The organism is Rheinheimera sp. B2H12, assembly GCF_059620065.1.
Window position 1 is genome coordinate 4245860 of sequence record NZ_CM184363.1, and the last position, 12190, is coordinate 4258049.

Genomic DNA, 12190 nt, shown 5'->3' on the forward strand with positions numbered 1-12190 from the left:
TACTTGTGATTGGGAATGGCTATTTTGCCCCTTTCGCGGCCGGTTAGAACCAGCCTCAGCATTTCATCAGGAAATAATCAGCCATTGTGAGCTGCTAATTTTGTTGCTGCAGCCTAGCATGCTCTGTATCACAGCAACAACAGGACGACAGGACCAAGTGACAGTAAATAGATTCAACTTCAAGGCGCTGCTGCTGGCTGGCAGCTGTTTACTCAGCTGCAGCCCAGGGCATGCCGCAGCGGGGAGTACCGCAACCCACGGCAGCACCTTTGCTGCAACCAGCACCAGCTTGCCGCCTTTTAGTCGCCGGGTGGAAAGCCAGGGGCAGTTTTTTCATGTGCGAACAATGCAACCTGCATCAGCAGATCAACCCAGTACGCAACCTGTGTTAATCCTGCTATCTGGCCCCAACCAGAATTATCATGCCGACAGCGCCTGGTTTGCCTTATTGCAACCTTTGCTGGCGCAGCATTATCAGGTCCATGCCATAGACCGGCTTGGCAATGGCTTCAGTGATGACAGCACCGATCTGTCGTACCGGCGTTTTGCCGATGATTTAGCCCAGTTGCTCCCCAAACTGACTCAACAGCCGATGATCATCATCAGTTTTGCCAGCGGCAGTATCAGCAGTCAGTTGTTGTATCAACGCCATCGACAGCAACTTAACCTCAAAGCGATGATTTGGCTGGATCCAGATGTGGCGACCACAGCAACAGTCGCCTTATATCAAGGTTATCCGGTTGACTGGTATCAGCAAAACCTGACGGCCTTATTACCAAAACTGGCCGCAGGCAGCTGGCAGCAGCGCACCGCTGATAAACTGGCAGCCGAACGACAACAAGTACAAGCTTTAGTACCAGCGCATTATCAGACATTGATGGATTGGGACTATTTTACTGCCGTCTTAGCGCAACGGCAGTCAGTGGTGCGACAACAGGCCAGAGCCCGCGAAATTGCCGCTTATGCGGCGGATTTGCAACTCTATCTGCAACAACCGCTGATCAAGACAGTGCCGGTCACTGTGATTGACAGCGATTTTGAAACGGCCGAAGCGGCGGTTGATCCGGCCGAACAGGAAAAATTACTGCACTTCCAGCAACAAAGTACCGCCTGGAATCGCCAGGTCGCTGCCGTTTCTGGCGGCCAGTACATCGCAACCGGCCAGTCGCAACACCTGCTGATGTTGCAACAGCCTGAACTGGTGCTGCAGGCGGTGCAAGCACTGGCCAAACCCCATTAGACGCAGTCTAGGGTCAAGCTCAGACGCTAGAGGTTTGCTTGGCCTGGCGTAATGCCAGAATAGCGGCACCCCGTTCGCCACTGGCTGCGCCAAATTCGGCGCGCCGGATGGCTGGCACTTTAGCGCCGCTGAATAAATGCCGGCTGATAGCTGCCGGCAACGCCTGGACTATTTCATCAATGTCAGATAAACCGCCGCCGAGGATCAGCACATCCGGATCATAAGCCAGCACCTGGCTGGCCATGGCTGAGCCGAGTGCATCCATATAACAAGCAAAGGTCTGTCGCGCCGCGGGCTCCCCCTGGCGCAACGCCGTCAGCCACTGGTAGGTGCTTTGCTGTTGCTGACTGAAATGCTGGTACAACCTCGCCAGTCCAGTACCGGAAATATAAGTTTCAGCACAACCTGCCAGACCACAGCCGCACTCAAACAACGGCAATTGATACTGCTGCAATACCCGGCCGGCAATACACTGATGACCAAATTCCCCCGCCAGTTGCTGCCGGCCCTGATACAGCTGACCATCCACACATAAACCGCCGCCGGCGCCAGTGCCGAGAATGGCGCCAAACACCCGCCGCAAACCCCGACCCGCCCCTAACATCGCTTCTGATAACACAAATAACCGGCAGTCATTGCCGATGGCAACTGGTCTTTGCAGCAACGCGACCAAATCGGTTTCCACCTGTTGCCGGTTCAGGCAAGCGACATTGGAAGAAATCACCAGGCCCTGGTTTTCCACCACGCCGGGTAACGCAATGCCGACCGGAGCTTGCTGTCCGAAATGTTGATCCGCCAACAGCACCTGCTGCTGCACTGCCTGTAAAAACTGCACATAATCGGCGGTCGGGGTGGCCACACGCCAGCGCTCCAATAACTCAAACTCATCAGTGAACACAGCAATTTCTATTTTGGTGCCACCAATATCCAGACCGTACAACATGCTCAGTCACCTCTGTCTGGCTGCAGCTGACTGGCAGCAGCCGCAAATGGATAAATATGGACTCCCTGCACCACCCGATTCACTTCGCCACCCGGGCAAGGATTATCTGGTGAGATGCCCAGTTGTAACGCTTTATAAAAGGCCAGCGTCTGCGCAAATACAATGTAAGGCAGCGCCTGCCATACATCCTGTTGCGGTGCGCCTTTTGGTAACTGCAACAGCGTGGTCAATAATGCTTTGTTGTCTTGTTGCAGTTCATGCCACAAATCAACCTCATAGCGCCGGGTGTAGGGATCGGCCGAAGGCAACAGCAGCAGTTGGGTGCTGGCATCCACCAGTGACTTGGGGCCATGCCGAAAACCCAACGGGCTTTCGAAACAACTGAGCACCTGGCCAGCGGTCAGTTCCAGATATTTCAGCGCAGCTTCCTGCGCAATACCTTTCAGGCAACCGGATCCGAGAAACACCATTCGTTGACAAGGTTGCTCCGCCAGTTGCCGCAACGGCCGTACATCCGCTAACAACGCCTGAGTCGCCTCGATGGCGGCTTGTAATTCTGCCTCATCCGGTGACAACAACAATAACGTACTGAGCAACATGCCGGTAAAACTGCTGGTCATGGCAAAACTGCGATCATGACAAGCTTCAGGTAATAACCACAATTTGCTATTGGCTTGTTGCTGCGCCAATTGCGCCAGTTGCCCCTTGGCATTGCAACTAATCACCAGATGATAACACTGTGGGATCAATTGTTCTGCCAGTTGTACTGCTGCCACACTTTCCGGGCTATTACCAGAACGGCCATAACTGATTAATAACGTAGGTAGCGCCGCAGATAGGTATTGCGCCGGATTACTGACAATATCGGTGGTGCTGATGGCTTCAATCCGTTGACTGGCAACCCTGCTGTTTTGTAGTAAATGCGGCAACAACGTCTGGCCAATATAAGCCGAAGTACCGGCGCCGGTCAGAATGATCCTAAGCTGTGGTATCGCCAATAATGACCGCAGCCAATCCTGCAGCTGTGGTTGTTGCGACTGGGTGGCCAGTTGGCGCCAAATAGCCGGTTGCTGGGCAATTTCGGCGGCAGTCCAGACTGCACCTTGTTGCTGTAACTGGGATTGACTCAATGCTGGAAATGACAAAGATGATGATGTTGCTGACACTGGAAACTCCTGCAGAAAAACTCCGACTCCAAGTTACGACTGACACGCCGCGGCGTAACGCTGCAACACCTGAGCTATTTTGTGCTGGATCAGCAGCAAAGGTGAGGCGGTCAAATGACCATTCAGTACAGCTTCGTATTGCACCGGCAAAAACTGACTCAATAATGGCAACGGGATCGAGACTTGCTGCAGGTTCTGACACAAAGTGGCCACAGCTATCGCTAGTTCAGGTTGCTGCCAGTAATAGCGGATCCTGTCACTGTAACTGAAACTTCTGAGCAACTGTTGCTGCTGAAAATCGCCCGGATAAAAACCTTGCCAACTACCCGGCTGTTGCAGCATCAGCCGCTCCGATACTGCCCGCAGATGCGAGCGCAGCTCCACCGGGATCAGTTGTTCTTCAATCAGACTGAGGGCAAATAAAGCTTCCCGCAGCGCAAAAGTCAGTTGGGGACCCACTTTTAAAATAGCAAAGTGTTGCTGGATCAATTGCCGGTACACGGCGGCTGGCTGGAAATCGGTGGAATGGGCTTCATACACCAAATTTGGATAATCACGAATAAACTCAGAAAGTGGCTGCGTTTGGGCCGGCTGATATAAATGCACCTGGCTGTTATCGAACTCGACACCGGGTTGCACCACCACAGCGATCACCCGCTGCCAGACCTCAGCGTCAAGCCCAAGACTGGCAAAAGCCTGCCGGTGCGCAGTTAGAGTTTGCGCCACATCAGCCACAGCCGTCACAGTCAGTTCTGCATCCAACGCCGACACGCCACCTGGTGCCGGCACTTCAGTACCAATCACATAACAAAGTTCAGCTTTGCCAAAGCTATCGTGGGCGCTTTGTTCTGCCACCTGACACAAACGCGCGGCGCGCTGTGCGATCAGCACATCCGACAGCGGTAGGCTGTCATCGGCACAGGCCATGCTGGTATCTAAATGAATTTTTTGAAAACCTGCCGCCACAAAAACCCGGATCAATTGCTCCGCTTCAGCCATCGCAGCGGCGGCTGGCAGATGTTTCCAGCACACTGGGCCTAAATGATCACCACCAAACAACAACTGACTGCGTTGCACACCGGCCTCAACCGCCAGCTCTTCAACAAATTTAATAAAATCAGCAGGTAACATACCGGTATAACCGCCATACTGATTCACCTGATTGGCGGTGGCTTCAATTAACAGCAGACTCTGATCCTGCTTTGCCTGCGCCAGTGCGGCGGTTAACACCAGCGGGTGCGCCGAACAAACCGAATAAATACCACTACCTTTATCTTGTTTATTGGCGCGGATTAACGCGAGCAAAGCTTCCATAAGTCTCCTTTAACTGATGATATGCACCTGCACCCCCATCCGGGTCAGTTCATCAACATACCCGGCCGGGATCCCGGCATCTGTTACTAAGGTATGCACCTGATTGGCACCGCAAATCAGGTGAAAACCCCGACGTTCAAATTTGGATGAATCTGTCACCACAATGATCTGGTGCGCCACTTCACACATCAGCCGGTTCAGGGTGGCCTCAGCTTCAAAATGGGTGGATAAACCGGTCCGCAAGTCAAAACCGTCCACCCCGAGGATCACTTTGTCGAACTGATAATGTTTCAGCGCTTGTTCTGCCTGCGAGCCGTAAAACGACATCGACTTTTTCCGCAGCAAACCACCCGTCATCATCACATCAACTTTTTCAAAAGCCGCCAGTTCGGCCGCGATGTTCAGACCATTGGTCATCACAATCAGATTTTTATGCTCAGCCAGATTGGCAGCAACTTCTTCGGTGGTGGTGCCTGAATCCAGAATGATGCGTTCATCATCTTTAATCAGACTGGCCGCCGCCCGGCCCAGCTTCTGCTTTAAATCAGAATGCTTTTGCCGTTTTTCTTTTAATGACAACTCCCGACTGAGCTCATCATTGACCATGGCGCCACCGCGGGAACGCACCACCAGTCTTTTACTGTCCAGACTGGCTAAGTCACTGCGGATGGTCACTTCAGATACGCCAAACCGCTGTGATAATTCAGCCACTGAGACTTTGCCCTGTAGCTGCGTCAGCCGGACAATCTCCTGCTGCCGTTCAATGGTATTTAAATTCTCCACTTATGCTCCCTGCCCTGCCGGGCATCTTGAGTTGTACCTTACCAGCAAATTTGGAACTTTCAATAGCTTTCGAAACATAAAAATCAAAAGCAAAGCTTGCAAACAGCGGCCTGAAAATTAAATAAAACAGAAAGTAAAACCAATAAACCAATGAAATAAAACACAAAAAAATCAAAGTTAACATTTGACCCTAATTTTACTCATAAGTTTCAGTTTGCTTTGACCAAAATAAAAGCGCAAAAACATCTAAATAAAAAGCAAATTAAACTTGCGAAAACTTTCAATTAGACGGTATAACTTTAGTTCGAAGGTTTTGATTGCTGAAAAATAACCAACAGCTGGCCAATATAGGCTTATTCTGCCAGTTTACGCCAGCTAAGCGTAACTACGATATCAGCAATCCGGAATTTCATAAGAAAAAATAACAGACCGGAGGGGAGCATGTCAGATCGTAAATTTAACCGTCACCAGTTGGGGATCTTGGTACTGCTGGCGATGAGCGGCCAGCAAAGCGCTTTTGCCCAGCAAACTGCCAGCAGCAACCAAGCCAGTGCTGATGAGCAGGTCGAAAAATTAGAAGTCAAAGGCATTCGCAGCAGTATCAAAGAATCCTTGTTCTTAAAACAAAATGCCACCAGTGTGGTGGATGTGGTGGTGGCTGAAGATATTGGCAAGTTCCCGGATGAAAACCTGGCTGAAGCCTTACAGCGCATTCCGGGCATTACCATCACCCGCAATGGCGGTGAAGGTCAGAACATTCTGGTGCGTGGTATGGGTTCAGGCTACAACGTGACGACCTTAAATGGGCGTAAACTGGCCTCCGAAAACTCCGGCCGTGATTTTAACTACGATACCATTGCTTCTGAACTGGTGAATGTGCTGGCGGTGTATAAATCACCGGAGGCACGCTTGCTGGAAGGCGGTATTGGCGCCGTGGTCGACGTGCAAACCCGAAAGCCACTGGAGTTAGGTGGTTTTACCCTGACAGGCTCGGCCAAGGGCATTTATGAATCCCGAACCAAAGATGTCCACCCGCACGCCTCTATGCTGGTGGGCGATGTGTTTCAGGATGGCAGTTTAGGCGTGTTGTTATCGGCCGCCTATTCGAAAAAAACCTTACGCAATGACACTTACTCTGCTGCTGGCTTTTACGACAAAGCCGAAGGAGTAACAGACGAAGCCACTGTGGCTATTGATCAGAATAAAGATGGGGTCATTAGTGAGCAAGAACGCTTCCCATCAAAAATTCCCGGTTACATGTATTACGCTAACGAGCAGGATGTCAGGCAGCGCCTGGGCACCACCTTGGCGGTCCAATGGCAACCCAATGACAGCTTTGAGCTGCTGACCGATGCCTTATACAGCCGTTATAACACCGATGGCGCTAAATATCAGATTGGCTTTGTCAACTATGACGAATCCTGGACGCCGGGCACGCCAGTGTTTACCAATCCAAAGTTTGGTGAAGATGGCCGGGTGGTGTCCATGCAGCAACTGAATAACCCCATGGTTGAACTGCTGAACTTGTCCACCCCACGCAAAACGGATACCTGGATGCTGGGCACCAATGCCAAATGGCAAATCAACACCGAATGGCAGTTAATGTTTGATGTCGCGCATTCCGCCGCCAAAGAAGGTAATAGCGGCGACAACAGATTTATGGTGGCGCGCGGTTTTGTTGACTCCATCAGTATTGATTACAGCCAGGGCAATAAGCTGCCTGACGTGGTACTGGCACCTGGTTTAACAGAGTCGCAGAATTATGGCGCTCACTACAGCCGTAATACCGGCACAGGCGTTGAAGATAAGATTAATGATGCCAAGCTGCAGTTTAAATTTACTCCGGAAAAATCCTTGTTCAGCCAGATTGAAGGTGGCGTGCATTATGTCAAACAAAGCAAATCTCAGACCGCCTTCGAATCAACCAATCCCAGCATGTTCAGCCGTGGTGGCCATTATCTGACCACCAATAAATTTGCCTTCGACAACAGTACTGTGTTTAAACAAGGTGAATTTGAACTGTTTAAAATTCCACAGAATGTGTTCCGCCAAGCTAATTTTGATAATTTCCTCGATGGCGAAAATGGTGTCCACCCGCAGCCATGGCCGAGCTTCGATTACGATGCGCTGTTGGGCTACTACCGTTCGCTGAACGCCGATGCCGCCAATAAATATATAGTGCCGAGCGTACAACAGTCTGGCGCTTTTACCATTGAAGAAGCGGTAACTTCGGCTTTTGTCCAGTTCCGGATTGAACAGGAACTGGCCGGACTGCCTTATATGCTGGACTTTGGCTTGCGTGGCAGTAAAACCGAAGTCGCCAGTTTAGGTTTTCTGCAGGATCTGGCGTCGATTAAACTGGACGACAAAGGTCAGCCGATCGGCAACGCCTGGCGCGTCACCCGGCCTGTCACCTTTGAAGGCGATTACAGTAAAGTGCTGCCGAGCCTGAACTTTAAACTGAATTTGCAGGATGATCTGATCTTCCGCTTCTCGGCCGCCAAAGTAATGAGCCGGCCAGCACTGGATTACCTGAAACCCTGGATTGCGGTCAACTTTAATACGCTCAAAGAAGGCCTCCCCACCATGGCAATGGGCAATCCTGCCCTGCCACCGGAGCTGGCCAATCAGGCCGATATCACACTGGAATGGTATCTGGCGGACAGCAGTCAGCTGAGCGGGGGTCTGTTTGTGAAAGATATTCAGTCCTTTATTGAAAGAGACAGCACCCCGGGTCAGGCCTATGGCGGCAAGTACCATGTCGATATGCCCACTTCAGGTCAATATGGTGCCATGGTACGCGGTGCCGAAATCGCCTGGCAACAATCGATGGAACACTGGCTGCCAGCACCTTTTGACGGCCTGGGTATCCAACTGAACTATACCTATGTTGACAGTGAATATGATGATCCGAAGCGTAAGTCTTTGCCCTTTAAAGATATGTCGAAAAACTCTTACAATGCGGTGGTCTATTACGAGAAAGATGGTTTACAGGCTCGGCTGGCCTATAACTGGCGTAGCAAGTTCCTGCAGGATCCGGAAGCCTGGGGTGGCGCAGGCTGGATCAGTGACTATGGTCAGTTAGACGCCAGCCTGAGCTATGACCTGAATGAACATCTGACCTTCTTTACTGAAGCCTCTAACCTGAGTAATGAAAGATACTGGGGTTATATCAAACAGCCGGATCAGGTCAGTTGGCTGGAGCGTTTTGGTACCCAGCTGGCGCTGGGGGTGCGTGGCACTTTCTGATCTGGCAGCTCAGACTGCAAGCGGCATAACATGATGGGGTCGCATCCAACCGCACCCCATCGGCCAATCGACACCGGGGCCTTGACAGGTTGCCCGGTGATTTTTTTCAGTGAGAAGAGGTTACAACATGGGTGTTCGTTTTTCGCAAGCGGTGTTGGCACTGGCCATCAGCCAGCTTTTTTCCAGCCCTGGCTATGCCGCGGCGGTTGGCAATCTGCAACAGCTCAACAGCAGTCAAAACCAGCTGCAAATCCAGACTGACAACCAGATGCAGTTGCAGATTGAACTGCTCAAACCCGATGTATTCCGGCTGCAGGCATCCGATAGCAGCACCTTTAGCCCGGCCGGTGATAAAGCAGCCCCTATTGTGCTGCCACACAACTACCCAGCGGTGCAGTATCAGCTCACCGATCAGGGCGACCATCAATTGCTGCAAACCAGCGCCCTGGCGCTGCGGATTTATAAAAAACCACTGACGTTGTCTTTGTATAAAGCAGACAATAAAACACTGTTATTTAAAGAATTGCAGCCGGTCGAAATTTCGAAAACCAATAGCTTCCAGACGCTGAGCAGCAGCCCGGAAGAACGTTTTTTTGGTGGCGGTCAACAAAATGGTGCCTTTGAATTTAAAGGCAAAACCATGGAAATCTCTTATTCCGGCGGTTGGGAAGAAGGCGACAGACCAAGTCCGGCACCGTTTTTTATGTCGTCCAAAGGTTATGGCGTGCTCAGAAACAGCTGGGCCAATGGCAGTTATGATTTTCGTTCCAACGACTACATCAGCCTGAGTCATCAGGAGCAGCGCTTTGACAGCTATTATTTTGTCGGGGAAAGTATTCACCAAGTGCTGGCCAGCTACACCGAGCTGACTGGCCGGGCCAGGCTGATACCGCGCTGGGCTTTTGAGTATGGCGATGCCGATTGCTACAACGATGGCGATAATGTGAAAAAACCCGGCACAGTGCCGCCAGGCTGGAGCGATGGCCCGACCGGCACCACGCCGGATGTGATAAACAGCGTGGCGAAAAAGTACCGTGAACATGATATGCCAGGCGGCTGGATTTTACCCAATGACGGCTATGGCTGTGGTTACACCGATTTACCAAAAGTGGTGGCTGGGCTGGCTAAATATGGCTTTCGCACCGGTCTCTGGACTGAAAATGGCGTCGATAAAATTGCCTGGGAAGTCGGCACTGCCGGTTCCCGCGCGCAAAAACTGGATGTAGCCTGGACAGGTCAGGGTTATCAGTTTGCGCTGGATGCCAATAAAGCGGCCGCTGACGGTATTTTAAATAACTCAGATTCCAGGCCGTTTTTATGGACTGTGATGGGCTGGGCCGGTATTCAGCGTTATGCCGTGACCTGGACCGGCGATCAATCCGCCAGCTGGGATTATATCCGCTGGCATATTCCAACGCTGATTGGTTCGGGCTTATCCGGTCAGGCTTACGCCACCGGCGATGTTGACGCTATATTTGGCGGCAGCCCGGAAACTTTTACCCGCGATTTACAATGGAAAGCCTTTACCCCGGTGCTGATGGGGATGTCGGGCTGGGCCAATGCGGCGCGTAAACATCCGTGGTGGTATGACGAACCTTACCGCAGTATCAACCGCGATTACCTGAAGCTGAAAATGCGGCTGACGCCTTATATGTACAGCACCGCCTATCAGGCCGAACAAACCGGTGCGCCGATAGTGCGGGGTTTGATGTGGGATTATCCGCAAGATCCGACCGCTTTTACCGAAGCGCATAAATACCAGTTCCTGCTCGGCAAAGACCTGCTGGTGGCCCCCGTGTACCAGTCGATGGCAGCCAGTAAAGGCTGGCGGAAAAATGTCTATCTGCCGCAAGGGCAATGGATTGATTACTGGGATGGCCGGGTGGTGAATGCGCCGGCTAAAGGCCAGTTACTGGATTATCAGGTCAATTTAGCCACCATCCCGCTGTTTGTCCGTGCTGGAGCCATTATCCCGATGTACCCAGTAGCGCTTTATGATGGTGAAAAGCCTAAAGATGTGCTGACGCTGGATATTTATCCTTATGGCGACAGCAGTTACAGTATGTATGAAGATGATGGCAATAGCCGGCAATACCAGCAGGGCCAATTCAGTACCCAGCAGTTTGTGGTAAAAGCTCCCACAGACAGCGCCGGTGATATCAGCGTTCATATCGCTCCGGTGCAGGGCGACTATCAGGGCCAGCAACAGCAGCGGGTCTATCAGTTGCAACTGCACAGCAGAGTCAAGCCTGAAGCCATCACTCTGGACGGCAACAAGCTGCCAGAACTGGCAGATGCCAGCGCTTTTGCCAAAGCCAGCCAGGGCTGGTATTTCAGTGCCGAAAAATACGGTCTGATCTATGCCAAGAGCGGCAACACCTCGATTCGGCAGGCGCTGCAATTTGCAGTACAAATCAATCCGGCCCTGGCTCTTGCCAGCACGGCGGGTTATCCAACAGCGCCGGACCTTGGCAACGCCATTGCCGCCGACAGCTTATTGGTGCTGAACAGGCCGGCAGAAGAGTCAGGTCATGTGCTGGAAAATGCTTTTGACGACAACCCAACCACCTGGTTCAGAACCAAACGCGATCAGGCGCTGAAAACCGGCGCCCATGAGTTTACGTTGGCACTTGGCGAGCGGCGGATGGTGAACGGTTTTGAAATTGCCCCCCGTAATGATCAGCACTGGAAATATGGTCAGGTACGGGATTTTGAAGTCTATATCGCCGATAACAATGGTGAATGGGGTGCTGCGGTTTATCGCGGTCAACTGGCACAAAAGCAGCAGCTGCAAAAAGTTGAATTTCCGGCCAAAGCTGGCACCTTGTTCCGTTTTCGGGTGTTAAGCACCCAGGATCAAGCCGCTGACGGTACGGCGCTGGATCCGATGGTGACAGCGGCCGATCCAACCTCGGCGCCAACAGTGGCCAAAGCCTTTAACGCGCTGCTGCCCAAAGTGGTGACACCAATCACCATTTCGGAATTTCGCGTGCTGCAACAGCCATTGCCAGAGAAGCCCAGACAACAGCTGTATTTGTCGGACGTCAAAGCCAGGCTGAGTCAGAACAGTCTGGGCCCGGTCGAGCTCAATAGTGCCAATGGCGGTCGCAGTGCCAAAGATGGTGGACCGCTGCAAATGAACGGGCTGAAATTCCGTCAGGGCTTAGGGGTCGCTGGCCAAAGCCGGCTGGATTACGCTTTGAGCGGCCATTGGCAGTTATTCCGCGCCGATGTCGGCATTGATGACAGCTGCCGTCAGCATGGCAGTGTGCAGTTCCAGATCTATGGCGATGATCAGCTGTTGTTTGATTCCGGCACGCTGCAGGCACCAGCCGTGGTGAAACCCGAATTGGATATCCGCGGTATCAAACTGTTGAGCTTGCGCACAGTCGCTGGCAACAACAAGGTCTGCGCCAACTGGGCCAATGCAACACTGCTTGGTTTCGCTGGGGATCAGGCCGGTCAGTAACAGCCGAAGACGGCGGCGCTGCAAGC

The 12190-nt window shown here is 52.1% G+C and carries 7 protein-coding genes; 3 read left to right on the forward strand and 4 right to left on the reverse strand.

Annotated elements, in window-relative coordinates; translation table 11 throughout:
- The first annotated feature begins 346 nt into the window (after positions 1-346).
- A complete protein-coding gene (locus AC53GJ_RS18205) occupies positions 347-1240 on the forward strand; it encodes an alpha/beta fold hydrolase (protein WP_496729810.1) in 894 nt (297 codons plus the stop codon).
- 19 nt (positions 1241-1259) lie between these two features.
- On the opposite strand, the gene AC53GJ_RS18210 is transcribed toward AC53GJ_RS18205, so the two are convergent.
- From AC53GJ_RS18210 to agaR, 4 genes are read right to left on the reverse strand one after another with little or no spacing between them, the layout of a single operon-like run.
- Positions 1260-2183, reverse strand: a complete 924-nt coding sequence (locus AC53GJ_RS18210) for an ROK family protein (RefSeq protein ID WP_496729811.1) — start codon at positions 2181-2183, stop codon at positions 1260-1262.
- A gap of 2 nt (positions 2184-2185) precedes the next feature.
- Positions 2186-3349 (reverse strand): SIS domain-containing protein, encoded by a 1164-nt coding sequence (locus AC53GJ_RS18215; RefSeq protein WP_496729812.1) that lies wholly within the window; start codon positions 3347-3349, stop codon positions 2186-2188.
- 33 nt (positions 3350-3382) lie between these two features.
- Positions 3383-4663: a D-tagatose-bisphosphate aldolase, class II, non-catalytic subunit gene (locus tag AC53GJ_RS18220; protein ID WP_496729813.1), complete on the reverse strand. Its 1281-nt coding sequence runs from the start codon at positions 4661-4663 to the stop codon at positions 3383-3385.
- Positions 4664-4672: 9 nt separating this feature from the next.
- Complete coding sequence (agaR, locus tag AC53GJ_RS18225) at positions 4673-5446, reverse strand: transcriptional repressor AgaR (RefSeq protein WP_496729814.1); 774 nt, start codon at positions 5444-5446, stop codon at positions 4673-4675.
- A gap of 441 nt (positions 5447-5887) precedes the next feature.
- Here agaR and AC53GJ_RS18230 point away from each other — a divergent pair, with 441 nt between their 5' ends.
- The gene (locus AC53GJ_RS18230; RefSeq protein ID WP_496729815.1) at positions 5888-8695 is read left to right on the forward strand and encodes a TonB-dependent receptor; all 2808 of its coding nucleotides are present in this window, start codon (positions 5888-5890) and stop codon (positions 8693-8695) included.
- A gap of 127 nt (positions 8696-8822) precedes the next feature.
- Positions 8823-12164 carry an NPCBM/NEW2 domain-containing protein gene (locus AC53GJ_RS18235; RefSeq protein ID WP_496729816.1) on the forward strand — a complete coding sequence of 1114 codons (3342 nt, stop codon included), beginning with the start codon at positions 8823-8825 and terminating at the stop codon, positions 12162-12164.
- Positions 12165-12190 lie beyond the last annotated feature (26 nt).

Coding starts and splice junctions, on each gene's coding strand:
- AC53GJ_RS18235 (WP_496729816.1), top strand. CDS start 8,823: ATGGGTGTTCGTTTTTCGCAAGCGGTGTTGGCACTGGCCATCAGCCAG.
- AC53GJ_RS18205 (WP_496729810.1), top strand. CDS start 347: ATGCAACCTGCATCAGCAGATCAACCCAGTACGCAACCTGTGTTAATC.
- AC53GJ_RS18220 (WP_496729813.1), bottom strand. CDS start 4,663: ATGGAAGCTTTGCTCGCGTTAATCCGCGCCAATAAACAAGATAAAGGT.
- AC53GJ_RS18210 (WP_496729811.1), bottom strand. CDS start 2,183: ATGTTGTACGGTCTGGATATTGGTGGCACCAAAATAGAAATTGCTGTG.
- AC53GJ_RS18230 (WP_496729815.1), top strand. CDS start 5,888: ATGTCAGATCGTAAATTTAACCGTCACCAGTTGGGGATCTTGGTACTG.